The organism is Flavobacterium sp. Arc3, from assembly GCF_041431375.1.
Classification (GTDB): Bacteria; Bacteroidota; Bacteroidia; order Flavobacteriales; family Flavobacteriaceae; genus Flavobacterium.
In genome coordinates this window covers 132,166-158,823 of record NZ_JASMRI010000005.1, presented here as the reverse complement: position 1 = coordinate 158,823, position 26,658 = coordinate 132,166, and the positions used below count along the sequence as shown (strand labels likewise).

Annotated in this window: 29 protein-coding genes; 1 reads left to right on the top strand and 28 read right to left on the bottom strand. The window is 32.5% G+C overall.

The window, feature by feature from the left end; translation table 11 throughout:
• Window positions 1-3: 3 nt before the first annotated feature.
• From QO200_RS05290 to QO200_RS05160, 27 genes are all read right to left on the bottom strand, one after another.
• Entirely contained in the window at window positions 4-1,032 is a 1,029-nt protein-coding gene (locus QO200_RS05290) for a hypothetical protein (RefSeq protein ID WP_371537285.1), read from the bottom strand.
• 136 nt (window positions 1,033-1,168) lie between these two features.
• A complete protein-coding gene (locus QO200_RS05285) occupies window positions 1,169-2,218 on the bottom strand; it encodes a DUF2652 domain-containing protein (protein WP_371537281.1) in 1,050 nt (349 codons plus the stop codon).
• A 68-nt stretch (window positions 2,219-2,286) separates the two neighbouring features.
• Entirely contained in the window at window positions 2,287-3,717 is a 1,431-nt protein-coding gene (locus QO200_RS05280) for an NAD(P)/FAD-dependent oxidoreductase (protein ID WP_371537278.1), read from the bottom strand.
• A 44-nt stretch (window positions 3,718-3,761) separates the two neighbouring features.
• Window positions 3,762-4,514 (bottom strand): alpha/beta hydrolase family protein, encoded by a 753-nt coding sequence (locus QO200_RS05275; protein WP_371537275.1) that lies wholly within the window; start codon window positions 4,512-4,514, stop codon window positions 3,762-3,764.
• A 26-nt stretch (window positions 4,515-4,540) separates the two neighbouring features.
• A complete protein-coding gene (locus QO200_RS05270; protein WP_371537272.1) occupies window positions 4,541-5,953 on the bottom strand; it encodes an FAD-dependent oxidoreductase in 1,413 nt (470 codons plus the stop codon).
• Window positions 5,954-6,023: 70 nt separating this feature from the next.
• Window positions 6,024-6,710, bottom strand: coding sequence for a hypothetical protein (locus QO200_RS05265; RefSeq protein ID WP_371537269.1), 687 nt, complete (start codon window positions 6,708-6,710; stop codon window positions 6,024-6,026).
• 70 nt (window positions 6,711-6,780) lie between these two features.
• Window positions 6,781-7,482, bottom strand: a complete 702-nt coding sequence (locus QO200_RS05260) for an NRDE family protein (protein ID WP_371537267.1) — start codon at window positions 7,480-7,482, stop codon at window positions 6,781-6,783.
• Window positions 7,470-7,973 carry a DinB family protein gene (locus QO200_RS05255; RefSeq protein ID WP_371537264.1) on the bottom strand — a complete coding sequence of 168 codons (504 nt, stop codon included), beginning with the start codon at window positions 7,971-7,973 and terminating at the stop codon, window positions 7,470-7,472. Before QO200_RS05255 ends, QO200_RS05260 begins: the two co-directional genes overlap by 13 nt.
• Before the next feature lie 9 nt (window positions 7,974-7,982).
• Window positions 7,983-8,132: a hypothetical protein gene (locus tag QO200_RS05250; RefSeq protein ID WP_371537262.1), complete on the bottom strand. Its 150-nt coding sequence runs from the start codon at window positions 8,130-8,132 to the stop codon at window positions 7,983-7,985.
• Window positions 8,133-8,508: 376 nt separating this feature from the next.
• Window positions 8,509-9,360 (bottom strand): hypothetical protein, encoded by an 852-nt coding sequence (locus tag QO200_RS05245; protein ID WP_371537260.1) that lies wholly within the window; start codon window positions 9,358-9,360, stop codon window positions 8,509-8,511.
• 281 nt (window positions 9,361-9,641) lie between these two features.
• Window positions 9,642-9,911 carry a hypothetical protein gene (locus tag QO200_RS05240; RefSeq protein WP_371537258.1) on the bottom strand — a complete coding sequence of 90 codons (270 nt, stop codon included), beginning with the start codon at window positions 9,909-9,911 and terminating at the stop codon, window positions 9,642-9,644.
• A gap of 23 nt (window positions 9,912-9,934) precedes the next feature.
• Entirely contained in the window at window positions 9,935-10,516 is a 582-nt protein-coding gene (locus tag QO200_RS05235; protein WP_371537256.1) for a sigma-70 family RNA polymerase sigma factor, read from the bottom strand.
• A 41-nt stretch (window positions 10,517-10,557) separates the two neighbouring features.
• Window positions 10,558-11,880: a glycosyltransferase 87 family protein gene (locus QO200_RS05230; protein ID WP_371537254.1), complete on the bottom strand. Its 1,323-nt coding sequence runs from the start codon at window positions 11,878-11,880 to the stop codon at window positions 10,558-10,560.
• Window positions 11,877-13,358, bottom strand: coding sequence for a cellulose synthase family protein (locus tag QO200_RS05225; RefSeq protein ID WP_371537251.1), 1,482 nt, complete (start codon window positions 13,356-13,358; stop codon window positions 11,877-11,879). The genes QO200_RS05230 and QO200_RS05225 overlap by 4 nt, the downstream gene beginning before the upstream one ends.
• A 4-nt stretch (window positions 13,359-13,362) precedes the next feature.
• Complete coding sequence (locus QO200_RS05220; RefSeq protein WP_371537249.1) at window positions 13,363-14,052, bottom strand: glycosyltransferase family 2 protein; 690 nt, start codon at window positions 14,050-14,052, stop codon at window positions 13,363-13,365.
• Window positions 14,052-14,450 carry a toxin-antitoxin system YwqK family antitoxin gene (locus QO200_RS05215; protein WP_371537246.1) on the bottom strand — a complete coding sequence of 133 codons (399 nt, stop codon included), beginning with the start codon at window positions 14,448-14,450 and terminating at the stop codon, window positions 14,052-14,054. Before QO200_RS05215 ends, QO200_RS05220 begins: the two co-directional genes overlap by 1 nt.
• Window position 14,451: 1 nt before the next feature.
• Window positions 14,452-16,044, bottom strand: coding sequence for a 4Fe-4S binding protein (locus QO200_RS05210; RefSeq protein WP_371537243.1), 1,593 nt, complete (start codon window positions 16,042-16,044; stop codon window positions 14,452-14,454).
• Window position 16,045: 1 nt separating this feature from the next.
• The gene (locus QO200_RS05205) at window positions 16,046-17,341 is read right to left on the bottom strand and encodes an NAD(P)/FAD-dependent oxidoreductase (protein WP_371537242.1); all 1,296 of its coding nucleotides are present in this window, start codon (window positions 17,339-17,341) and stop codon (window positions 16,046-16,048) included.
• A gap of 190 nt (window positions 17,342-17,531) precedes the next feature.
• Complete coding sequence (locus tag QO200_RS05200) at window positions 17,532-18,287, bottom strand: hypothetical protein (RefSeq protein ID WP_371537239.1); 756 nt, start codon at window positions 18,285-18,287, stop codon at window positions 17,532-17,534.
• A 69-nt stretch (window positions 18,288-18,356) separates the two neighbouring features.
• Window positions 18,357-19,049 carry a TIGR04283 family arsenosugar biosynthesis glycosyltransferase gene (locus tag QO200_RS05195; protein WP_371537237.1) on the bottom strand — a complete coding sequence of 231 codons (693 nt, stop codon included), beginning with the start codon at window positions 19,047-19,049 and terminating at the stop codon, window positions 18,357-18,359.
• Window positions 19,042-19,803, bottom strand: a complete 762-nt coding sequence (locus QO200_RS05190; RefSeq protein ID WP_371537234.1) for a DUF547 domain-containing protein — start codon at window positions 19,801-19,803, stop codon at window positions 19,042-19,044. Before QO200_RS05190 ends, QO200_RS05195 begins: the two co-directional genes overlap by 8 nt.
• Before the next feature lie 65 nt (window positions 19,804-19,868).
• Window positions 19,869-20,741, bottom strand: a complete 873-nt coding sequence (locus QO200_RS05185; RefSeq protein ID WP_371537232.1) for a sterol desaturase family protein — start codon at window positions 20,739-20,741, stop codon at window positions 19,869-19,871.
• A 132-nt stretch (window positions 20,742-20,873) separates the two neighbouring features.
• A complete protein-coding gene (locus QO200_RS05180) occupies window positions 20,874-21,485 on the bottom strand; it encodes a TIGR04282 family arsenosugar biosynthesis glycosyltransferase (RefSeq protein ID WP_371537228.1) in 612 nt (203 codons plus the stop codon).
• Window positions 21,475-21,885: a rhodanese-like domain-containing protein gene (locus QO200_RS05175; protein WP_371537225.1), complete on the bottom strand. Its 411-nt coding sequence runs from the start codon at window positions 21,883-21,885 to the stop codon at window positions 21,475-21,477. The genes QO200_RS05180 and QO200_RS05175 overlap by 11 nt, the downstream gene beginning before the upstream one ends.
• A 175-nt stretch (window positions 21,886-22,060) precedes the next feature.
• Window positions 22,061-22,627, bottom strand: coding sequence for a 2'-5' RNA ligase family protein (locus QO200_RS05170; protein ID WP_371537222.1), 567 nt, complete (start codon window positions 22,625-22,627; stop codon window positions 22,061-22,063).
• A 188-nt stretch (window positions 22,628-22,815) separates the two neighbouring features.
• Window positions 22,816-23,403 (bottom strand): DUF6642 family protein, encoded by a 588-nt coding sequence (locus QO200_RS05165; RefSeq protein ID WP_371537219.1) that lies wholly within the window; start codon window positions 23,401-23,403, stop codon window positions 22,816-22,818.
• A 113-nt stretch (window positions 23,404-23,516) separates the two neighbouring features.
• The gene (locus QO200_RS05160; RefSeq protein WP_371537216.1) at window positions 23,517-24,476 is read right to left on the bottom strand and encodes a bile acid:sodium symporter family protein; all 960 of its coding nucleotides are present in this window, start codon (window positions 24,474-24,476) and stop codon (window positions 23,517-23,519) included.
• A gap of 527 nt (window positions 24,477-25,003) precedes the next feature.
• Between QO200_RS05160 and QO200_RS05155 the strand changes: the two genes are divergently transcribed.
• Window positions 25,004-25,480 (top strand): hypothetical protein, encoded by a 477-nt coding sequence (locus QO200_RS05155; RefSeq protein ID WP_371537214.1) that lies wholly within the window; start codon window positions 25,004-25,006, stop codon window positions 25,478-25,480.
• 223 nt (window positions 25,481-25,703) lie between these two features.
• Here the strand turns inward: QO200_RS05155 and QO200_RS05150 are convergent, their stop codons facing one another.
• Window positions 25,704-26,399 carry a DinB family protein gene (locus QO200_RS05150; protein WP_371537212.1) on the bottom strand — a complete coding sequence of 232 codons (696 nt, stop codon included), beginning with the start codon at window positions 26,397-26,399 and terminating at the stop codon, window positions 25,704-25,706.
• Between the last annotated feature and the right edge of the window lie 259 nt (window positions 26,400-26,658).

The following is a 26,658-nucleotide window of genomic DNA, read 5'->3' as shown; positions in this document are numbered from 1 at the left end:
AAATTATTCGTACCATTTTTTTATGGTCTCTAGGGCAGGTTTGTCCTGAGGTGTGTAATCAACACTATTTTTTTTCTCTTTATGATAATCATCGGCATACCATTTCCAGGCAAATCCTCCTGCAAACCAAGATTTTTGAGTTAAGGTTTGAAATAAGGATTCATAGGCATTGGCTTGTGCCAAATCATTAATGTTAGTTTGATTTTCAGTCCAAGGCTCTTTGGCCGCTTGATCTGAATTTCTATAGCCAAACTCTGTAAAGAGTATTTTCTTGTTTATTTTGGCTTGAAGCTTTTCCATTTTTACAATGTGTTGCTCCCAAGCTTTATTAAGATCAGCCACTGCAGGTGTAGCAGCATCAGACAAAGGGAAATAAGCATCAATGCCAATGTAATCCAACTCATTCCAAAAAGGGACTTTGTCAAAATCATCCCAGTTTGCGGCATAGGTTAGTTTTCCGGTATATATTTTTTTAATTTTTCGGATTAATTGAAACCAATATTCAGGTCGTTTTGCAACCGAATTTCCTAGTTCAGTACCAAAACAAAAGAGTTCTATGTTTTCGTTTTGCGCTAGTTGAGCAAAGTCAAGAATATATTTTTCATAATCAGACTCCCATTTTTGCCATTCGGCATCAGTTGAAAAATTTAAGTTACCGGTATAAAAGTTATGGTTTACCCAAAGATGAGGTTTTAGCATTACAGTCATTTTATAATCATGGGCTAGTTGATTACTGGCGGAAATTCCTTCTGTTCTTTCGCCCCACCATTGTCTTTTGTTATTATAGTGTACAGAGGCATTTTCGACATCAACAAAAGCGTATGGTATTATAGATATCGAATTAATATGATAGGCTTTCAACTCCTCAAAAGTCGTGTTTTTTAATTCTTTAATAGGTGCGACCAAGTTCATTCCCTTGTATTCTAATTTTGCTAGTGGTGATTTCTCGGAAGCAGAATTAAAAGGATAAAATGAATATCCGCTACCAATTATGAGTAAAAATGCGGCGAGTATAAAAAAGGTTTTCTTCATAATCGTAAAGTTAATTATTAAAAATGCGGATACTAACTTCTACGCAAAATTTAAGGTTTTTTTGAGACTCTAAGGCATTCTCATAAATTTATTTTATCTCAGCTTTAGTACCTTGAATAGTATATTTTTAATTTTTTTACTGTGTCACTTGATTTAATAACACTAATTTTTTCTGCCACATTTTTGTAATGCGTTTTAAAATACTTGCCTTCATTAAACGACCTAAAAATGTATACTCAAGATACAAGCTCAAACTTACTTCAGTGGTATTTAAATCTATGCTATGTAATTTTACGAGGTAATAGAATTTTTTAATAAAAATCATTCCTTCGGTTTTTTCGCCATAAATCAAGCTGTCTTTTGAAGGCCTGCTAATTGTTTTAAACTTTAAAGTCCCTAACTTTAAAACACAATTGTGTTCTGTACCCACACGATTGACTTCATTTTCATTAAAATCAATTCTTTCAATTTCTTTATCCCAGATATGACGGTATTTTAATTCACTTACGTAACGGTGAATCTTTTGAATGTTTGCACTAAATGTTTTATTTATTACAGCATCAGGAATGGTAATATCCTCATTTTTCTCTGCTTCTTTCTGTGATTCTTCTTCTACTTTGAGTTTGATATTGTCTAAAACTTTGTAGTAATAATTTAAATTCTGTAGATCATATATCTCCGTTTTTTTTGTCCAATTTTTCCCTGCGGTATCCTGATATAACGTATGCATATTCTCAGTAAATAAAATATATTCTTTAACAGGGACTTGATTTTTTAATAATCTATGAATCTGTATTACTTCTTTACCATAGGGTTTAATGATGTTTTTAACTTTTATCATCGTTAGTTCGCCATAATGGACAAGAAATTTAAGGTCTAAATCGATAGTAGTTTTGCAGGAACCACAATTACAAATTCGTTTGGTATCATACTCTTTTGTGTGTTTATGAAATTCTTCCAACATTGTTTTTGTTTGTCCCAGTAACTCTTCATAGCTAGGAATTTTAGTACTGAACATGAACAAGGCATCACCTTCGATTTCTACGAGTTGCAGGTTGAGCGTATTGTTGTCAAGTAACAGTTCTAGCAATTCAGCTATTATATGGACGCTATGCTCTATTTCTGTATCATTTACAAATTGTGAAAAGCCACTAATGTCTGGCATAAAATAAAGAGCTTCTGCCATGTTTTATTTTATTAATTTGAAGTTAAAGAGTAGTAATTTAAGATTTTATTTACTTGCATTATCCTTTTTTAACTAAATATTTTGAAAGCAAAATGCAATATTTGTTTAACTTTTTTAGTTACAATTTTTTGTTTGTGTTCTGCAATAATTTTTTGATTGATCCTTGTCGCTACAGGATAAGGATATACTTTATTGACTATTGTATTAATAGATAGTCCAGCAGTATTAGCCAAAATCAATTCTTGAATTAGTTCTCCAGCTTTTGGAGCTATCATAGTTCCCCCTAAGATCTTTTCTTTTTGAAACCAGTTTCCTTTACTGATGTACAATTGAAGTTGTCCGTATTGATAATCATCGACTATGGCACGATCATCTTGACTAAAGCTTTGCTTTAATTTTTCGTAGCTAATATTCTGTTTTTTAAGTTCTTTCTCAGCGATACCAAAAGTGGCTAACTCCGGATCTGTAAAGGTTACCCAAGACATGTGTTTATTATTTAGTTTCTTTTTTAATGGAGAAAATAAATTATTAATGATTAACCTGCCATGCTGTTCTGCAGCGTGAGAAAATTGTAGTTTACCTGCTACATCACCGCAAAGCAATACGTTTTTGTTAGAGGTTTGCAAGTAATCATCTACCTTGATTCTGTTATTTTTGACAACGATTTCCGCTTTTTCTAAGTCTAAATTTTCAATGTTTAATTGTCTACCAATAGCAACAAAAACAGCATCAAATTCTATGGGAGTTATTTTTCCATCATTATTTTTAATAAACCCTTTATTAGCAGATTCAAAATAGGTAATTTCTGAATTAAAGTGAAACTCCATTCCTGATTTTTCTAATCTCTTAGTCAAGATAGTAGTTAAATCTGGATCATCATGTTGTAAAATAGTGTTGCCATGATGTACAACCGTTATTGTAGCACCTAATTTCTGGAATGCCTGAGCCATTTCAATTCCTATTGGTCCTCCGCCAATAAATAAGAGTCTTTGTGGGAACTCTTTTATTTTGAAGATACTTTGATTATCATAATATTTGACCATTTCTATGCCCGGAATGTTTAGTTTTCTAGGTCTAGATCCCGTAGCCAAAATTATTTTTTTAGCGGTGTAGTTTACGCCATTAACGGCAACTTCATTTTTCCCTGTGAATTTTGCACTACCTATAGCAATATCAAAACCTTCTTTTTCAAAGTGCGGTTTATTTTCATGTGCTCGTATGACTTCTTGGCTGTCATAAATGTATTTCACTATTTTTTCTAAATCAACTTCTTGAGTTATTTGAAGTCCAAATTCACTCGCTTTTCTAGCATTACCAACAATATTTGCAACATGAATTAATGCTTTGCTGGGCACACAGCCATCATTAAGACAGTCCCCTCCAATTTGATGTTCTGTTTTTGAAATCATCAGTACTTTAAAACCAAGCTTCACCATAAATCCGCCTACGCTTAGTCCACCAGATCCAGCTCCTATTATTATTAGATCGTATTTTTTCATGTTGTATTGCTTTAATATTTGTTAACGCTTAGTAATAATTTGTTCTATAAATATCTTTTAGACCAAGCAGCAATCATTAATCCAACAAATTCTGAATCTTCTTTATCGCTCAATAAATGATCTGCCTTGTCTAATGAAATAAATGATTTTGGGTGTTTTGCCGCTTTATAAATTTTGGCGGCGTTGTCAATTTCTACCGTTTGATCAATAGGTGAGTGAAAAATCATTATTGGAACATTTAAATTTGCAATGGCAACTTCGATTTTCTGACTTTTGATATCATTTAGAAAATGTTCTTTTATTTTGAATGGCCTTCCGCCAATAGATAATTCAGCAATGCCATTTTCTATAATCTCTGAAACGCTATCGCTGAATAAATGCGAAATATGAGAAGGGTTAGCAGGAGCACCAATCGTTACAATAGCTTTAATAGAAGGTATTTGATGCTTAGCAAAAAGTACAGCGGCGCCACCGAGTGAATGTCCAATTAATATGGAAGGAGCTTCATAATTACTTTTTAAAAAATCAGCAGCAGCATTTAAATCATCTACATTACTCGTGAAATTAGTGTCTTCAAAATCGCCTTCACTTTCGCCTAATCCAGTAAAATCGAATCTAAAAACGGCAATTCCTTTACTATTTAAAGCTTTTCCTATATTTCTAACTGCCGTTAGATTTTTGTTGCAGGTAAAGCAATGGGCAAAAATGGCATACCCCAATGGTTTTTCATTTGGCAGCTCTAATAATGCCGCCAAATGTTGTCCTTGACTATTTTTAAATTTTATTTTTTCACTCATCTTTTTCTAATTTTTTTGTTGGGTTTTTATTTTTTCAAGTATTCTTTGATTCCAAAACTTGCTACAACACCTTCACCAGTAGCGGCAGCAACTTGTGCAATGGCTCCAAATCTACAATCACCAGCAGCAAAAATCCCAGGAACACTTGTTTGATTTAATCCTTTAGTTAAAACATGACCGCTTTGAGAAAGATTGATCAATCCTTCAAAAGGTTTTGTATTGGGTATTAACCCTATAAATACAAAAACACCATGGGCTATTATTTCTCCATCATTTCCAGTCTTATTATCGGTGTAAATCATTTTTTCAAAACTGCCGCTTTCGTTTGCTATAAATGCTTTTGGAGATTTATTCAAATAGATTTCGATGTTTGGAAAGGATTCTAATTTCTCGGTATATATTTCATTTGCTGAAAATTGTTCACTTCGATGAATAATGCTCACTTTTTTACAAAATCCAGCTAAAAACATGCCTTCTTCTAAGGCGCTATTTCCACCACCAATTACAATTACTTCTTTGTCACGATAGAAAGCACCGTCACAAGTAGCACAAAAGTGAATACCAGAACCAATAAGTTCCTCTTCTCCAGCTATACCAAGAATTCGATACGTACTTCCTGTTGCTATGACAATAGATTTTGCCCGATATTCTTGTGTTTTAGTAAAGACTTTAAAAAAGTTTTGTACTTTTTCTATATTCACTATTTCCTCACCAGTTTCAATTTTTGCCCCTAATGTTTCGGCTTGGTCTGCCATTCGATCCATTAAGTCAGGTCCAGAAACTTCCTTGAAACCAGGGTAGTTTTCTATTTTTTTAGTTATAAAAGCATTACCACCTATATTTTTCTTTTCGAGTATGATACTATCAAATCGATCTCTTTGCGCATAAATAGCTGTAGTAAGTCCCGCTGCTCCTCCACCTACGATAAGCACATCATAAACTCGGGTATCAGCTACTTTATCTATTTCTAACAATGTCATAAGGGTCGCATTGTCAGGATTAGAATAGGCTTCCTCGTTGAACAAAATGGTAGGGATAATTCTTTTTCCATTATTTGCGTTCATGACAAATTCACTTGCTCCCTCTGTACTTTCTACATCAATAAATTCAAAATTAATTTGATTGTCTTGTAAAAAATGTTTGGCTCGCTGACAATCAGGACACCAATCAGCACCAAACATTTTAAGCCTTCCTTGCTTGTTGACGCCCAGCTGTTGTGCTAATTCAAAATTTTGAGGATTACTAAATGCCACATCGTTAATTAAAACCGTTGGTATGATTCTTTTTCCTTTGTTATAACTTTCAACAAGTTGAGAGGCTTCGGGAGTGATGTCAATATTTATATATTCGAATGCGATATTGTTTTTAGTAAAAAATTCTTTGGTTCTTCGACAATCCGGACACCATTCAGCACCGAACATTTTGATTTCTTTATTCATCTTTTATATTTTTTATTTAGTGAAATTAAAGTTTTATTTTATTGTTTTCTCTTTTCCTTATTTTAGGGTTTTACAATCTTATTTTACTTTTTACGTTAAGTAATAAATTATTTTTTAAAATAAATTTTACCGTTTGTACCAAAGCTAATAATAGGAATAGAGTCATCAAGATGGGGGTAAGATAAGTACTTATTTTTATTTGATTTGCCTCAATTAAAAATTGTCCAACATGGGCAAAAAGAAACATTCCCAAACAAGTTCCCAGAATAGCTCCTATAATGAATGTGTTATTAGCTGTTTTCTGAATCTCTAATTTAGCCGTTCTGAAAAGATAGACATAAATCCCCGACCAATAAGGCCATTGAATAAAATTTAAACCATTTAGAAATAAGGCTAATAGAAAGGGGTGTTGTGCCAGTTTAAAGCGAGATATACTACTGCTGTCATAATTAGTAGTATCACTCATAAAGTATAGGCCAATTCCCAAAAGGAATAGGATAGTAAAGACATCAATTAGCAATAGTAATCTCTGTTGACTAACGAGCCATTCTGCAATTTTATTTACTGTTTGTAACACAAAATATTGCACAGTAATAATTCCTAATATAAATAGAAGTGAAGCCCAATTTCCTTGTTCTAATAAAATTTGTAAGCTAATTACATTGATATAACCCAAAGGTATTGCACCTATTAGACTTATCATAAAGCCCAATAAAAGCGGATTGTTTTTTTGTGAATATTTATCTAATAATCTCATTTATCGGGAAATTGCTTTTAGGTGTATCGTATTATACTTGATTATTACTATTTGTCTAATTAAGCTTTCCTCAAAATGTTATTTTTTCAATTGTCTCATTGTTTATTCTATCAACATAAGTCATTTGTACGTTTTTGTTTGTCAATAATAATTGAGTTATACTAACTGTTTTAGTTTTGTCTTCACGATTGATTACTAAACCATTTTCAGTATTATCCTCTTCTTTTGTAGCGTGAAATAAAAGTGCTTTTTCCATGGAAAGTGGTTCATTGTGCCTACAAAAATCTTCAAACCATTGCTTTCTTAAGTTTTTCTGTTTTCTACTGTATAAAGTAGCTGATGACCATATATGTGGTTTTCTAATTGATTTTTCAAATACATGTTTTTCATTTCCGTCCCATTTTACCTCTGTTAAAGTATGGAGTTGGAAAATTATTAATGTGAATGGTTCAATGTTTTCCAAATCCATTTCTTGAAAATAAAATAGCGGAAATTTAGCCTGAACGATTTCAATTAAAATAATACCTCGACTTTTATTATAATTGGATTGTTTTGTATGATTAGTAAATGCACCATTAAGCAAAATAATACTCGTTCCGTCATTTCGAGCTACGATCCAAGTTCCACCTGCTTTTTCATCTTTTGGATATAAAAGCTTAATTTCATTTTCAGAATAGACCTGAGGTGAAATAGTAGGGCGATAGCTTTTTTCGTCTCTATTTGAGGTTAAAAGAAAGCCCTCTTTAAGGGGAATAAAACTTACTGTGCACATGTTTTTCGGTATCTGATTGTTGCGGGAGCAAGCCCAAAATTTTCATCAATGTAGGACATGCAGTTTGCTTCTAGTAAACCTACTTTTATAAGTGCCTGGTGGTGGATACTATGTTCTAAGCAATACCCTAACTCTCTAAAAAAGGAAGTTTTAATTTTCATCTTTTCGCCTTCTTCTATACGAAAATTCCCTTCTAAAACAAGAGTTTTATCATGAGTACTTAATGCTAATTGACTATTTATTAAATCAATAATTTCAATAGCGTAAGCACTGTCAGTCTCAATTAAAAGGTTTCTTTTTCTATTGTCATAATTTATAACTCTAGTTTCTAAACCATCAAATACACTTTGATAGAATTCTAATATATGTCTAACATGCTGACCAATGGTAGCTCCAAACAAAGTTAATGATGGATAGGCGTATTGTTCATTTGTTAGTTGAAGCAGCACCTTCTTTATTTCGTTTAAATTTTCTTGACAATAGATTTTCATTTTTCTTATTTAGTAGTTATAACCACTTCTTCCATCACTTTCTAAAGATACTCTTAGTCCTAAAACGGTTCGATTGACAAAATTATAATAGGAGATTACTACTGTTGTATCGATAATGGCAGCATCAGATAATAATCCTCCGGTTTTAAGTTTATTCATGTATTTAGGTTCTTTAACATCATCAGGTTTATTGGTAAGGTCTTTTTCAAACAGGCAAAGAGGTATTTCTATGTCAGTTAGTTCAGCATCATAAAAAAAGGTTCTTAATCGAATTGTTTTTTGCTCCTCTTTCCTAATGATTAATTTGATAGTATAGACGCAAGAGTCTTCATTTCCTGACAGTATTTAAAATAAAAAAACCAACACAGAAATTAATCTGTATTGGTTTTTGAAAAACAAGAATGCTATTTATTTTATCTATTTTCTTCCTCTAAAAGCAAAAGCAATCTCAGGATTTGTAATAGAAAGAATTGTTCAGCAGGGCATAATATGAAATGACTTTAAGATAATTATTTTTTAAGGTTTGTATCGCTTATTAAACTTTAAAAATTACTCCAAAATTAATTAATCTTTCGAGAAAGAAGAAACTTTGAGATGCTTTGTCATCTGGACTTTGAGTTGTTCTTATGTCTTGCATATTTATATAACCTTCTTTTAGTTCTCCTTGAATATAGAAATGTTTGAAAAAAGTTATATTCAAACCTTGTTTCAATGACATTCCATAGCCTGAAACATGAAAATCATCGTGACGCAGTTTACCCAATAAAGTGGTGTTTGTTTTAGGATATAATACTCCGGCACCAGCACCTCCCGTTAGATTGATCTGAACTTTATCGGTATTGTTAATGCCAAATAAAGATGAAATATCATCGTTTCTTGAAACCTCAAGATGTATATAATTTAGCCCATCTGTATGCTCATATTTCAGGAAATCCTCTGTTGTGACGATTGGAGTGTTATTATATACATTGTCAAACGGTGTATTAGCGTCTATTGTACCAGTTATATTAACAGTTTGGTTTTGAGTCATAACATATTTCATATGATCTAAACCAATTGCAATACTATAATGGTCGTTTAGAAAGTAACCCAATCTAAAGTTAGTTTGTGGAATTGTCATTCTGGAAGGATTGATATAATCTATATTCCAACCTTTTGGTTTGTCGTGGGCTTTAAGATTGTCTAATGTGAAATTATAATCTTTCCCTGTAAAGGTAACATCTGATTTAGAATAAACCTCTCTGTTTCCACCCCAAGAGATAAAAAATTTCCCCTTGTTGTGTTTAGTGTATTGCTCTTTAAATTGAATTTGTTTTTGTTCTTGTGCAAATGCGAAATTAGTAAATAGAAGAAATAAAAATGAGTAATGTAAATAATAATGTTTCATGCAATGTTTAAAAAAATTTGTTAGTGTAATACGATATAATCTACCTTGTGTAGATTATTTTTAAATTGATTTATAATTTTTTAATGATACCAATAATCGTTGTTTGAAATCGTAGATTTCTTTTAATATATTCTTTGGCTTTGTGATACTAGTTTATGGGGCCGCCCCAAATTGTTAATTGAATTAATGTGGTAGTATAAACGGAAGATTTTTACTGGCTTCGAAATTGAATCAAAAAAAACTATATTCATTTGCTGTTTTTTAGTCGAGTGACTTAGCAATTATGACTTATTTATCTCTTCAATAATTTTATTTTTTTTCTCTTCGTCTAATTTAGATTTTTTTTTATTGGGGTCAGATACAAACCATTTTTCTAGAAGGGCATCAATTAATTTGGATTGGGTTTCATAGGCGTTACAAGTTTTGCACATGGCTTTGTGAGCCTTTAATTGCATCTTTTCTTTTAACGTTAAAGGAGCGAACATTTCTTTGTCGATTAACTCTGTTGTTTTCTGACAGGTTCTCAACAACATTCTCATTGCTGTATTCATTTTCTTTGAATATTAAAGTTTGGTTAAACCCATTTTAATTCCAGACATTTTTTTAAAAGCAGCTTTGATCTATGAACAATCTGCCAATAATTAGACGCAGTGATTTCTAACTCCTGACAAATGGTTTCTGCTTTTTTTTCGGTTAAGTATTTGGATGTAACGGCTAACTTCCATTTCTGTGGTAAATCATCCATACACTCTTCCATGATTGCATTAAAATCAGGATTGTCTAATAATTCCTCCTCTTGACCCCATAGGGATTTGATCTCATTACTATTCCAGCAACCATACATATTAAAGATTCCATCAGTAAGATCGTTACCGCTATTTTCGGTCAAACTGAAGTTCTTTTTAGTGGTACGCGCACTTAAACGATAATGGTCAATTACTTTATTGTTGAGTATTGAAAACAACCAGGTTTTAGGTTGGCTTTTACCTTGAAAACTATCTATTTTATGAAATGCAGCCAAAAAAGTATCTTGTACTAAATCCTCGGCAACTTCTTTAGAAGAGGTTTTAAAAAATGCCCAAGAATAGAGTTCATCACTAAATTGATTGACCCACTGCTCTAAAACGGATTTTGAATTTTCTTTAATCAGGCCCATGAATTTTTCCTTTTATTTTAAAAGCTCAAAGGTACTCTTTTTTAAATCTCTGAAATCTTACTTTTTTCATAAAATAGATAAAGGATAACTGTACTATATTCGATAGCAATTAACCAATAATTTTCAGAAAATTCTATTTGAGAATAGGCGCTATAGCTTAAAATTATAGTGTAACTCCATATAAAAGGGTATTTGTAGGATGTAAAAACAGCAATCAAAATAAGGTTAATAACATACCAAGGATGTACTGTTGTAGCAGTAAAAAAATAAACAGTCAATACTAATAACATACTGTTAATTAGGATGGTACTGTTTTTATTTTTCTCCTTTAAACTTTGAAAAGCAATATAGATAATAATAAATACAGGGATGATTTTGCCGGTGGTATGAATAATATTGTACCCAGTAATCCAGAAACCAATCTGACGAATGATATAATAAATACTAGCATTGAATTCAAAATTAGTGAACCATAGACCTATGGTTTCGCTATAATTCTGAATTAATTCCTTCGAAAGAAAGGGGAGGAAGAGCAATATATTTACTGCAATAACGATAGTATAAAAAGAAATTGCTTTTTTCCATCCTAATTTTCTTAAAAAAAGCGGTAATAGTAATAAGGGCAATAATTTGACAGAAATAGATAAGGCTAAAACAAAGGCAGCTAATTTCCATTTGTTTTGTTCTAGTAAATACATGGACCAAACAAAAAAGAAGAGCATGATCCCTTCAAAATGTAAATTTCCAGTAAGCTCAATAAGTACTAATGGATTAAGTATGTACCAGAAAATACGGTGTTTCTCCATTCCTAAACGGACAAGTAATTTACCACCAAAATAGATTGTTCCAAAATCTGCCAGAATAGTCAACAGTCGCATCATTATAACTGTTCCAAGTACTGATTGTGCACTGAAAAAGGCTGCTACAGCAAATAAGAATTGGTTAAAAGGCGGATAATTAGAGTAATGTCCAGCACTCAAACTTCCCATTCCGTTATACAATTCAGTGCCATTCGGAATAATAAAATTGCTTTGACTGATTAGGTCCTTTGGCAACTGTAAGTAGGGATTTATATTTTCGAGTATGAGGTTTCCGTCCCATATAAAACGAAAGTAATCCTGAGATAAATTGGGTAATGCTAGCATAAAAACTAATCGAAAGACTAATGCGGCTCCTATTAAAAAAGGAATATTGTCTTTTTGTAGTTTTATAATTTGATAAAAGCACACGAACAATAAACTATAAGAAATTACTAAATATAGAAAATCAGCTCGCTTTAAAACATAAGCGATATAGGCATAGATCAATAAGCTCAGTATAAGAAAGCCATAGGACTTCATGTTCTTTGAAGCGTTCAAATTCATTTATTAATTTGTATTGATTTGACAAATACAAAACTAAAACCTAAGAAAAGCATTAAATGCAAAGCAATCAAGCTGTAATCATTCAATAAAAAAGCACTATACATTGCAAAAATAAAGTAAAGGATTAATATTCCTTCAACAATGATGTTTTTTGAAATTGTATGCGAGAGATAACTATTCTGTTTCCATTTTTCTTTAAGTCCTTCAATATTCAACTTTGGAGTGCGCACGAATTCGCTTTTTTTACCCCATAAACCTTCTAGCACTGCTATAGTGTTGTGAAATGAAAATCCCATTGCAATGGTATAAAATGTGATAAATAAAGTAATGTATTTTATAAAGTTCTTGAAACCGCCTCCATGGATACTTTTGTAGGTTGCCCAATAGCTGATAAAAAAGAGAATGGAAGTAATAACAAAAAATATTAATATGTCAAATACCTTTTCAAAAACGGGGAATTGATTCTTGATGTAAAGCATAGGTACGCTTAAAATAGCCATTGTAAAAATAGCCAAAAACATAGTGCTATTCAATAAATGCAGCATTCCATGAGCTTTTGTCTTGAAGCCAATAGATTCTGATTGTAATACTCGAATGGCATTTTTACTAAAGTTTTCGGCGCCTCCCTTATTCCATCTAAATTGTTGGGAACGTGCTGCACTAATTATTGCTGGTAATTCAGCAGGAGTAACTACATTTTCGAGATATTTGAATTCCCAGTTTTTTAACTGTGCACGATAACTTAAATCTAAGTCTTCGGTAAGTGTATCACTTTCCCAGTTTCCCGCATCGAGAATGCATTGCTTTCTCCATACTCCAGCGGTTCCATTAAAATTGATGAAATGCAATTTAGAATTTCGACCTACTTGTTCTAAAGTGAAATGGGCGTCTAAGGCAAAAGCCTGAATTTTTGTTAATACAGAGTAATCGCGGTTTAGGTGTCCCCATCGGGTTTGTACCACTCCAATTTTCGGATTTTTAAAATAGGGAATTGTTTTATAGAGCCAGTCTTTTTGAGGAACAAAATCAGCATCAAAAATAACTATAAATTCACCTTTGGCGGTAAGCAAACCTTCTTTCAAGGCACCTGCTTTAAACCCTTTTCTATCAGTACGTTGAATGTGTTTTATATCTAATCCCGATTGCGCTAATTTTTTTATTAACTCTTTTGTTTCCAGTACGCTATCATCAGTGCTGTCATCAAGAACTTGAACTTCAAGTCGGTCCTTTGGATAGTCCATTTGTGCGACGGTAGTTAATAAACGTTCTACTACATACCTCTCATTATAAATAGGAAGCTGTATAGTTACAAAGGGAATTTCATTTGGTTTTGAAAGGTCAAATTGTACAGACTTATCCGTACTCTTTTTACTTTTTAAATAATTCAACAGTAAGTTAAAATGTGCTAAACTGTAGAAAAATAAAAGTAAAATCGAAATGCTGTATAGAATTACAATGATATATGAAAGTAGTAGCATGCTATTATTTAAAGGTATATTTGAAAATCCATCCTATTATTTTTATTCCCGCCATAACGCTTCCTTTTACAGTTCCTGATACCTTTGAAATTCCTATTCTGTTTTTATAGCGAACAGGAATTTCTACGTAAGTCATTTTTTGTTTTAGAACTTTAAGTTGCATTTCGACCGTCCATCCATAGGTTTTATCTTCCATATTTAAAGCGAGTAACTTTTCATATTTTATGGCTCTAAAAGGACCCAGGTCTGTAAATGTTGCGTTAAAGAAGATTTTCATTAAAGTTGTTGCCAGCCAGTTCCCAAAAATTTGCTGTGGCGTCATCGAATTTTTTTCTCGTAAACGAGCCACTCTGGAGCCAACAACAAAATCAATATTGTCTTCTAATATCGGAGCAATAAGTTGAGTTAATTCGTCAGGGTAATCAGAGTAATCACCATCTAAAAAAACAACAATATCGGGTTTTATTTCTTGTTTCGAAATGTACTCCATTCCTTTTAAGCACGCATAGCCATAGCCTTTCCTGTTTTCTGAAAGTACGGTGGCACCAGCTGCTGTTGCCACTTTAATAGTATTATCAGTCGAGTTGTTAGAAATAATAATAATTTCATTAACTGAATTTGGAATTTCCTTAATAACGTGTGCAATAGCTTTTTCTTCATTATAAGCAGGAATAATTACTTTTATCTTACTCATTAGAAGCTTATTTTATTGTCTTTTTTGAACTCAGTTATTGAATTCCATTCTTTTATTTTGATCCCCATAGAATATTTTTCAGCTTTAACGAGTTTATTTTTTTTGTAAAATAATGAATAACCATTTAATTGATCGTTTTCAAATTCACTTTTTTTATTGATTGCCTCATTTGATTTGTAAAAAATCCACCACTTGCATTTTTTATTAGCGGTATAGTGACCTTCTTCTTTCTTATTTCCATTTTCGAAATAATAAAACCAGTAATCTACTTTTTGATTTTGGTTTAACCAACCCTCTGATTGTAATTGTCCGTTTTTAAAATAGCTTTTTTGATAGTTTCTTTGAGCGGAAGCTTGAAAAAAAGTAAATATAATCAATAGGTAAATTACTCTCATCATGTTATTTTTGGTTAATTAAATCCATTAAATCAACATCGTTTCCTAATAAAATTTCATTCGAATTGATTCGACCTGTTGGTGTATCATTTTCTAATTTCAATACTCCTCTAGGACATACGGCCGCACATATACCACAACCCACACAAGAAGAACGAACAATATTTTCTCCTTTTTCAGCATAACTACGAACGTCAATTCCCATTTCGCAATAGGTAGAGCAATTTCCACAAGAAATACATTGACCACCATTAGTGGTAATTCTGAATTTTGATAACAGGCGTTGTTGCAAGCCCAATATTGCAGCCATAGGGCAGCCAAAACGACACCAAACACGATTTCCCATAATGGGATAGAAGCCTACGCCTACAACCCCACTAAAAGCGGCACCGATAGCGAAACCATACCATTCTCTCAACGAATTACTGTCAATAAAAAGAATATTTTGATTCCCTGAAAAATAATTAATAAAAAGAGAAATAATAATAATCGCTACTAAAGAAAGCATAGTATAAATGGCATCTGTATCTAATTCTTTGCGTTTAAATAGATATAAGGCTCCTGTAAAAACGATTAGGAAAATAACGATGCCCCAAATAAAATGGTCTTTAGTAACAAAGCTCATTTCAGGATTATTAGATAAGAATGAAAATATAACGGCGATGGTCATCACAAATGAGAATACTAATACGGAGTGGATCATCCATCGTTCAATTTTCCAAGATGTATCTGTCTTACTGGATAAATGTCTATAACTATCACCAGCAGTTTCTGCCAAACCTCCACAACCACAAACCCAAGAACAGTACCAGCGCTTTCCATAGAAATAAGTTAGAATAGGAGAGATGATGAAAATCATGGCTATTCCGAAAAACAACATGAACATTCCTAAATTCCCGCCTTCAAACATATTTTTTAAGTGCCATTCATTGAAGAAATAATAATTAAGAGGCCACATATTTTTTAGATCCTTAGCAAAATAAGCTTTCTCGGGATTCAATTTTTCTAGTATTTCAGGAATTAAAAAAGCAAATCCCAATTGAAAAAACATAACCGAAAGGGTGCGTACCAACTGGTATTTATTATGAAGGTATTTTAAAATAAACTTATAGCCTAAACCCAAAATGGCTATGGTATAAAGTGTCCCATATACAAACCATTGGCTAGCGGCTTTACCATTTAAAACGTAACTTAATGGATCAAAAAAGCCAACAATTCCCGTACTTTTTCCGCCGTCTTGATTCAGTCCTAAGTATTCTGGATACCAGTACAAAACAATATAAAATGTGGTTAGTATAACTCCCATCATCCAAGCCCAATTTCCTCTATTAGTGAAGTCCCTGTGCCATACACCGTTGTTTTTTATTCCTTGAGGCTTGTTGAGATAGGTTCTATTAGCATATACTACAATACCCGTGAAAATGGATATTATAGATCCTGCTAACCAAAATCCTTTGTTGGGGAAAGAGACATTAAATAAGGCTAGTGTCATAATGAATAGTCCCAGTAATCCAAGTGTAATACCTAATTTCTGGATGCCGTCCATCTGTATGTTCTCATGAGAGGCGATGGAAATATTGTCAATTGATTTGCTCATGTTATGTTGTTTTTGCACCAACGAATTGGTTAATAAATTGTTTACGGATTTCTTTTTCGTATGATGTAAAAAACTCGGGGTCAAAATTAGCTGCTTCTAAATGATCAATGACATAATCCACGGTTTCTTTGTTGGTTAGGACTTTGTCAAAGAACCCATGACGCATTCGTATCCCAAAGGTGTTGATGCCTAAAAAAGTGCGGTCCTTTTTGTCAAATGAGATTCGGATTGCTTTTTTACCCGACTTATGCTCCCAGTAAAACTGTTCCTCGTTGTCTTTAGCTTTAGCCCAAACCCATCCGTATGTTTGATATTCAATGTCTAAAAACTTGGCAGAATTGAACCAATGTCCCGGTTTGTAAGCGGTGGGTGTTCCTGTTAATGTTTGTGCCAATACTTCTCCCATCATGCGACCAGTATACCAAACGGCCTCTATTGGTCTTCGTAGATCAATGGCGTCATGCTGTTCAGCGCAATCCCCAATCGCATAAATATCTTTAAAATTTGTTTCTAAGAAACGGTTCACTTTAATTCCTTTTCCTAGTTCTATTCCGGAGTCTTTTAAGAAATCAATATTTGGAGAAACACCTGCTGTCAGGCCAACGATTTCACAATCAATGGTCTCTCCTTTATCGGTAACAACTGCTCTTACATGTCCTTTTTCATCCGAAAGAATTTCAATCAAATTAGTATCTAACCTTAAATCAATATGGTGTTCTTCTATGTGACGGTTGATCATTTGGCTTTCGCCGAAAGGTAAAACACCACCCCAAAATGTCTTTTCACGTACTAAGAAAGTGACAGGGATATTACGGGAACGCAGCATTTCAGCCAACTCGATACCAATTAAACCTCCACCCACTATTACAGCACGCTTTGTATTAGGTGCCCAGCGTTCTAAAGCCTCTAAATCCTGCTTGTGATAAAGACCGGTAACGCCTTGTAAATCTTGTCCAGGCCATCCATATTTATTAGGTTTTGAGCCTGTTGCTAGTACTAGTTTATCATAGCCTATCTTTTCATTGGTAGATAAAATAATTTCTTTAGAAGCAGGAACTACAGCGGTAACTAATCCTTGAACCAAATTAATCTTATTTTTTTTCCAAAAATTGTTTTCATAGGACTGTGTGTGCTCAAACTTCATGTGCCCCATAAACACGTACATCAAAGCGGTACGAGAAAAGAAAAACTCAGTTTCAGAAGAAACAATAGTAATTTTTGAATCTGATTTTTTTCGAATATGACGTGCAAGCGTAACCCCAGCAATTCCGTTACCTATAATGACAATATGTTCCATATAAAATGAATTTATTCGTTATGTATTCAATAAAAAGAGACGCGATTGACTTTAAAGTTAAGCATTTAATACCATTATGTTTAATATAGTCTAGGAAAATAGACCGTTTTAAAACTTAATCTAAAAGATAGCATAAGATTATTATACTTTATAAAAACTCCAATTAGTATAACATCAAAGCGTAAAGGTTCTATTTCGTTTTAAAGTCGTTTCCAGGTATAAAATAGTCAGCATCCTCTTTAACAAATTTGATATCGGTTAGTGTTGCATGTCCTAATTCATCGGTAAGACCTTTTCCTTCTTCCCATCCCCAGAAAACCCATTTTGTAGCGATAGGAATACCATCAACTTCTTTGTATTCTAGATATTGAATTGCATGTGGATTTTTCTCTGCAGCTTCTTTACCACCATTTATTGAAACAATGTATGCCGCTTTTTCTATTAAATTGGTTGTTTTATCGGCATAAACTACATACCAGTCATCTGGTGCGTCTCCAGTTCCTGATTTAAATGTTAGCTTTTCTGTTAGGTAATTTGTAGCGTCTTTTTCTTTATTATCGTATTCATTCCATATTGTTCCTGGATCACTTAATTTATGTGGAAAAAGGAAAAAATATTCCCATGTAAAAGCATCAAATCGGACAGATTCTTCATTAGGAATCGTAGTAGAGTAGTAGACTTTATCCTTGTTGAATACTATTTTAGATCCATTTTTATACTCAATAACTCCTTTCGTAGAGTTGGTCAGAATTGTAAATTTGGCATCCATCCTATCTTTACCGCCAAACTCTAATTTAAGATTAAACTGCACTGCTTCCTTAGCTGAAAATTCTTCTTGATGGTGTGCTTTTTCTACTTTCTCTGTAAATTTTAAGTTTTCTTCATTCGATTTACATCCTACAGCGGTAAGAATGATCGCTGTTAAAGCTAGAGCAATTTTTTTCATTATGAATTGTTTAATTATTGTATTGATTATTTTTAAGATGTCTAATTTATAATCACTAGACACTACCTTTTATCGGATGTTTTTTTTGTAATACTGAAGCATACTTTCAGTAGAATGTCCTAATCTGCGTTTAAGATGAATAATAATAAAATGGTATTGTAAACGCCAAACCCCATTTTGTTGATACCTTCTAGCCGAAGTAATTATATATTCAGGAATCACGACAAATTGTTTTTTGGCGTAAAGCCTTGAAATAATTTCATTATCCTCATAAATGATAAATTGCTCATTGAAACCTTTTATTTCATCAAATAATTTTTTGGTAACAAATAGCGATTGATCTCCGCCACGGCAGGAAATATGATTGAATCGAGTGAACCACTGTGAAACCATTAAAACGGGATGTGCGTAATCAAATTTCATTCTGAAACAGCCCGCCTGCCTTCCTTGTTGAATGGCATCATTGATAATGCGGTCAAAATGATGGGGCGGATAACTATCGCAGTGCAAAAAATAAAGGACGTTTCCTGTGGCCACTTTAGCTCCTACATTCATTTGTATCGCTCTCCCTTTTCCAGCTTGAACTAACTTCACGTTTGAACTAGCTTTTATTTTATCTTGAGAACCATCTGTACTGCCTCCGTCAACAGCTATTATTTCAATTGTTTCTTTTTGAAAGGCTTTATTTTCAAGATGCGATACTAACTTAATAATGCTGTTTACTTCATTAAAAACTGGGATTATTATCGAAATTTTATTCATTCAAACTCCAGTTGTACTCTTTGTAATTGACCTTGGCTTTGCTGCTAATTTTGATAGTACTGTATTGGTTTAAAAAATCAATAACAGAACCTTTTTTCTTAAAGTCACCCGCGAACCAATCGAATATTTTTGAAATTTCGATTTTATTCGTTGTTATAGTATTCTTTGTTTTATCGTTAATGAAACTTTTTGCTGCAGCTGCTAATTGTTTGTCTAATTTTGCTGCAGTATAAGCTTCATTTAGTAAATTAGGACAAGAAAAAGAAGCACAATTAATGGCGAAATGTATTCTTGGCTCATCCATTTTGCGAAGTATCTCATGTTCGATTTCTTCTAAACTGTATTTTTTATTTCCTAACGTAAAGAATTTTTTACCCCAAGGGTCATTAATATCTTTGATGCTTTTAGTTGGATAATTATCTAAAATTAATTTTACTGTAAAAGCGTTATATGCATTAATCCAATAGGCAAGTGTAGCATTTTTTGACCATGATTTTGTAGGGACATTTGACGATAATTCATTAAGGTAGGCCTGCAATTCTTTACTGTCTTTTTGAAAACCTTTATAATTTACATTTCCGTCTTTAGAAACATTTTTTTGCAATAATGTATTCCATTTAGCATGATTCATACTTTGATCATCAGCTGTGGTCGTAGTTTGGTATGCTTTTGTTGGAATTTCTGGATTTGTTTTATTTTTTCCACATGAAAGCAGAGGCAATAAAAGTAGAGTTAAGAAATATTTTTTCATCATTGCTATTTTTAAATTATACAAGTTTAGACAGTCATAAAAGTAGTTCCTGACAAAAAAAAAAGAAACTATTTTTTTAATGGATATATTTCTTGTTCAATAAAATCTTTTGGGAACTCGTTTTCATCGTCAAAACCAAGTTCGATATCTCTTCCATCTGTAGGTATGTAATTGGTTTTAAATATATAATCCCATAAACTTAGTGAAATTCCAAAGTTGACACCATATTTGTTCGGTATTTTTTTACTGTGGTGCCAGATATGCATTTTAGGATTATTAAATATGTATTTTAAGAAACCGTAGTCCCAACCCACATTTGCATGATTTAAATGACCTATCGCAATCGCAATGAAATGCACAATAAAGACATCTTCAAGGTTTACACCACCAACGAGAATAATAGGAATATACAGTATTGATTTGTAAACAATAGGTTCCATCCAATTGTACCTAAAATGGGCAGCAAAAGCCATTTCCTTCACGCTATGATGGGTTTTATGAATTTTCCATAAAAAGGGAATCGTATGCAACAAGCGGTGCACATTCCATTGCAGGAAATCACTAATGATGAAGAATAGGAACAAAGCCAAGGGTTTAGGCATCTCAGATATAGAGAACAGCTGAATAGATGTTAACTCAAACCCAAATAAATGGAGTATGTCATTAAGAAACTGTTCCATTACATTAGATAATGCAATGAGAAGAATTAAATTGAGTAAGAAAAAATTAAAAAACAGATAAAATAAATCCAACCAGAAATCTTTACGAAAAATGGCTTGTTGCTTTCTCCAGGGAAAAACAATTTCAAGGAACCAGACTACCAAAGAAATGGCAATTAGTCCATAAAAATAGTTATCCCAGTTCCAATATAAAATCTCGTTTTTCAGGTAATTAAAATAACCTCTATAGGAATTCAGTAGTATGTCAATGTATTTTTTCATTTTTGCCAATCCGTATTTCAAGGTTTAATGATATTTTTTATCTCCTTTAGTTTAATTTTTCGAAGTTGTGCTTCGTTTCTTTGCCACCCATTCTAGGCTTATAAAGAAGATCTGTTACTATTCTTTTTTTAGCTAGGATAATAGTTTTAAGCTAGCGATGTCATAGGAGCTTTGTTCTAAATCTTCATAGGTATCGATATCATTTAAAGTGTCTAGAAGCGATACTTTCTGATTCTCTAAATCCTTCATGGTCATTTTAAAAACTGTAGCTGTTCCCCAGTCTTTATTTTGAAAAATAGCAGGCATGCCTTTTTTTAGTCCTAATAAATAATAACCACCATCTTCAGCCGGACCAATTACTACATCGTGATCTACAAGCTTTTTAAATGCTGTTTTAATAACAACGGCTTTCAAGTCAAATAAGTCACTCCCTACAATGATACAATTTTTGTAACCCATTTGAAAAAGTGTAACAAAAGCTTGATGCATCCTTTGTCCTAAATCACCATTGGCTTGCACTTTTTTTTGATAAAATGCTGGAGACCAAATATCATTCTCAATAATGGTAGTATCATAAAATACAAATTTATCACAATCAATGGAATAGGTTTCATTCCTGGTATGTAAAAGTAAGTCCTTGTAGACAGCTAAGGCTTTTTCATTACCAATTGTTTTTGCGAGTCTGGTTTTTACTTTTCCTAATTCAGGATTTCGAGTAAAAATTATTAAGGCATCAGTCTTCATAAACCTTAATTCCTTTAGTTAAGTAAACACTCCATGCTTTATTATAAGTATGTATACTGTCTGTTACTTTATTTTGGTTGTTCACCACTTTTTCGCCAGTGTTTTTATATTCAAATATACCTCCATATAAATTAAAAACATTCTTGTAACCTAATTTTTGTAATTTTTCACCTACTCGCTCACTTCTTACACCAATAGAACAATAGACAATTATTGTAGCGTTCTTGTCTTTGACATTTGCCAAAACAGTATCAGACTTAAAATGATCGAAGCCTGCGGGAAGAGCACCTTTAATGTGACTAACTTTGTATTCTTTTGGTTCTCTGGCATCCAAGAAAATCAAGTTTTTTTTATCTTTGAGATCATTTACTTTGATATAAGGGACCGTTTCTTTATTCATTTTTTTCAAAACCTGCGGAATGCTATTCTGTGCAGAGAGTACAATTGAAAAAAAGAAACTAATAAAATAGATATAAAGACGCATGGTATTTTTTTTATAAAGATATTTAATTTATTAGACGTCTAAAAACTTATTTCCTGACAAAATGGCCCTAAAAAAAATAAAGATAAAAGCTCTAGAAGTGTAAAAACAATGATGTTTGAATAGGTTCTGCTTTTCCATTAAAAGGAAAACTAGCAACTGCTTCAAATTGTTTTGCATCAGTATTAAACCTTCTTAAAATGACTGCGTCACAAAGAAAATGCATCGCAACCGTAGTAAAAAGTTCATTTGCAATTATCATTTTTTCGGCTGTTAATTTTCTAGCGATAGATACATGGGGGGCCACACTTTTATGGGTAATTGTAAAACGAGTCTCTTTTTGAAAACGCTTCATAATAGGAACCAGCCTTATTTTCGAATCCGTATTTGGAGCTATAAAAAAAGCACCGTTAGGATAGCTTCCATAATGATCTAAAGTTATGGGCACTTCCATAACCGAATCGGCTATTCGAGTCAATTGTTTTTTGATTAGTTCTAATTGTTCTACAGATGCTAAAAATTCTCCGATGGTAATGTGTGCCAATGAATTTTTGCTATTGTACCATCCAATTTTATCTGCTAAACGCTCTTTTAAAATTTTCACTTCTTCCACTATTTCTGGAGGTGGTTGAAAAACAATAGAGTAGGTGCTTTGCATCATTTTAATTTTTGATAAGTTAGTATACAAATTTTCAACTAGAAAGAATGCGGCGTCTTTATGCCATTATTTTATAATAATCGAATTAAAGACAATTTAGAAACTTAAAATTACCTTTTGTCTAAAAAAATCTTTAACCCCCCCCTTGTTTAACATATAAAACCAGCCAAACAAGTAATTTAAAACTACAATTAATAATATAGTCGGAAATCAAGTAGCTTGCATTGATCATAGTTTTTTTGAAACAATGTTTCTACAATGTCAAACACGTTGTCATCTTCTTTAAAAAAGCTAAAAAATGCCTGGTCAAGATTAATACTGGTCAGGCTGTTAAATGGCGTTCCATACCCTGAAATGGCTTTTGCTCCTGTAACATCTATGAAATATTGTGCTTCTTCCTCAGTCAAATCTAGTATTTTTGTATTGGCAAAGTGCAAAATTTTGCCCGTTAACTTTCCTTCAAAAACCTCTGCAATTTCGTCTAAACTGTAAAAGTAATCGTTAAGGCAAATGTTATTTCCTTCGCCTTTCATGACAAAATAAATGATTTCATAATCCTTGAAACCATGATCATCATATAATAGAGTACTCAAGCTTTCCTCAAATCCTTCAATAGTATCGCAGGTTTTGTAGATACTAGCCAAGCCGTAGTTTACAGCTAATTGTTCTAAATTAACAACTACTTCAGTCTCGGTTTCAGTTTCTATATCACGGACTCCTTCAAGGCAAAAGATAAAGGTATCTTGTTCGATGAAATTGGCTTTGTCAAGATGATTCATTAATAAAAATAGATTTTAGGGAATAATTAATTTCTGTACAAAATTAATCAAGTCATTTTTAAATCTACCTTTTATTAACAAATAAATAGCTTGTGTGTAAGAGTAAATAGGGGTTAATTTTTGGCATATTTATTAGCGATTATACTAATAATGAAAATTTGCAAGCCGTGAAAAAGCATTAAGGGCAATATAATTATTCCCATTGTTGCTGCATTTTGAAACAATATTTTCGAGAAAATCGTTCCGTGAACGAGCGACTTTTTTGTTCCACAAAACTGTGCTGTAATACGATCTTCACGATCGAAATTAAGTTTTTTGACTATAAAACCGATTAAGTAATATACAAAATAAAATAAACTCAATACACAAAGTGCAATTACAATAAGACTAGATGTGTTTAAAATACTAAAAACTTTTTCCTCAAATGAGGTTGCAAAACTTTTATAAATAATTAATAAAATGACTGATTTATCAAAGGTCGTCAAGTAGTTATTGTACTTAATGGCTAACTTTCCTAAATAACGATGTAATAGTAGACCCAGAATCACCGGAATCAAAACTTCAGTAATTAACTTGATGTAAATGGCGCCTAAATCAAAGTTTGCGTTTTTGCTATTTAGGAACAAACCCATCCATAGCGGAGTAAATACAATTCCTATTAAACCAGAAATACTGGCATTAAATATGGCTGCGGGAATATTTCCTTTCGCAATGGAAACCATGACTACACTGGATGAGACAGTAGATGGGAGTGAGGCTATAAAGAAAAAAGCCAACCAGATTGTTTTGTTATGCTCTGTTTGCATAAATGGGTAAAACAGTAATACAATTATGGGAAATAGTAAAAAAGTAGAAGCTTGCACTAAGAGGTGCAGTTTCCAATTTACTAATCCGCTTTTTATTTTCTCTGGACTTAGTTTTAATCCGTAGAAAAAAAATAAAAGCGAAATACCCACACTAGCCATAGTATCTAAGTCAAGCGGACTTGATTTACTCCCGTACTGCGGAAATAAATAAGCTAAAAACACTGTAATAGTTATGGCGAGAACGAATTTATCAATCTTTATTTTCATTTTTTTGTGCGCTAAATAATAAATTTGAGGAAGTACCATCAAAGATAGTAACATACAGAATATTAATTCTCCTGGAATCATAATTGTTAAAGGTTTTTGAATCTCTGATCTCATCAAAGCAATCATTTAAATAGGTCTTTTCAAGTATAAATAGCATCTGAGATGGCTTTTTTCACGGTTTCAGGGGCCACTCGACCGCTAATGGTCATTTCAACAACAACTTGCGCATCGGTTTTTTTCATTTCAATTACATAATGAATCTTTAAAATATTGTTTTGACTTTTCTACAGAAACTTTTTCGAGCGCTACTAATTATTCGTGTCAGGGTAGAAATAGTTTTTACAATATAAAATAAGTACAATGATGACTAATAAATTTCCTTTCAATTAATTTAGAGAAGTGCCAATAATTCTATTTTATTAGGATAATTACACTTGAAATTTTATATCAAATCTTTATTATTACACATTAATTATGCGTAAATTAGCATTGGCTACTGCCAAAATTATTAACTAAAAGAAACTATTATGAAAAACCTAGGCCTTTTCTGTTTGCTGTTGACTTGTATTGGACTCGTAAGTTGTAAAAATAATCAAAGTGAAAAACTCATTAAAGCTAAGGAAGCTGTAGAGATAGTAAACGTACAGTGCTATAGAGCATTTTATGAAGAAGACACGCTTGATTTAAAAATTAATACTTTCAAAAATGGAGATATAACGGGTAATATGGAGATGGCAATTTCTAATATGCCCAAAAAGGTTGGTGAAATCTCCGGAGAATTTCGTGGTGACACCTTATTTGCCAGTTATACGTTTATCCAAGGTGGATATAAAGAAAAAACATATAAAAATCCAATGGCATTTTTAAAACGTGGAGATCAGCTTATTTTAGGGGACGGAAAAATACAAATTACTTTGGGAGCTTCTCATTTTGTTAAAGGTGAGCCTATCGATTTTGAGAGTGTAAAATATAAATTTGACGCTGTTGACTGCGTTGACAAATAATAAAGAAATAAGGGGAGAGTAATTTCCCTTTTTTAATTATGCACCTGATTTATTTGTCGGTGCTAATTATAAAAGATCCCCCGCTATCGCGCGAATCTTTTTGCGTGGTAGCGGGGGTAAATATTTTAAAAACATTTTGGCCCCAAATTAATATTGACGTGACGATAGAATATATTGAGTGAAGATTACAATTAATAAACTGTTTAAGCGTACTAATCATATTTCAAAGCTCCCCTTTAATGACTTTTAAATAGGCTGAAATTTGCCCGCGATGGTATACTTCATGTTCGATTATCTTTTCCAGAATAAACCATGCCAATATCATTTCTTCTCCGTCATCACTATGGATTGTTTTGGTCAGTTCCTTCTCCGTTAAGGTCAAAATTAAATTTGCTCGTTGCTTTTGCAAATGTTTGAGATGGATGATTTTTTCTTCATACTCATGACGCTCAAGAATTGGATGTGACTCTTCGGTACCAAGTACCCAAATGTATAGGTCTGTAGAAGACTGTACCATTTTTATAAATAATTCATCAGCATTAATAAGGTGTTGAGCGATATGCCCAAAACTCAGAGAAGTATTGTTCAATCTCCAATTAATAAAATCCTGAGGAACAGATTCGAGTCGTTTGATTGTACGTTCTCTGATTGCTTCTGAAAATACTGCTATGTCAAAAGGTTTAAGAGAGATTACATTAAAGCTGGCATTCTTTTTTTTGTGACTTTCTATATGGTTGTGCAATAGATTCTTTAAGGAATCTAGGTAATCAGTCATGACCTGTTTAGTAATTTGAGGGTCCAAATAGGAAGGGATAGTTATGGGGTTTTCACTCAGGAATTTATATAAATCAGGATAATTAGTATTAATATTCGAAGTTAAACGAGTTACTTCATCTAGTAATTGTTGTAAATCTTTCATATTAAATTAATTTTGGATAGAAGACAGTTAGATTAAAAAGTAAGTTAAACAAAGACTTTGATGACTATTAGGATTGACAAGGGATAACAAGGTACAATTAAAAGGACGTTATATTATCTAGTTTTACTATGGCTTAATATTCAAGCGCAGTGGCATCAATTTTCACCATACTAATTATTTTGTGTTCGGAATTTTCTTCCATTTACCTATTTTTATAGGTGATAATGAATAGAAAACTATAATTTATATTTAGGACTAC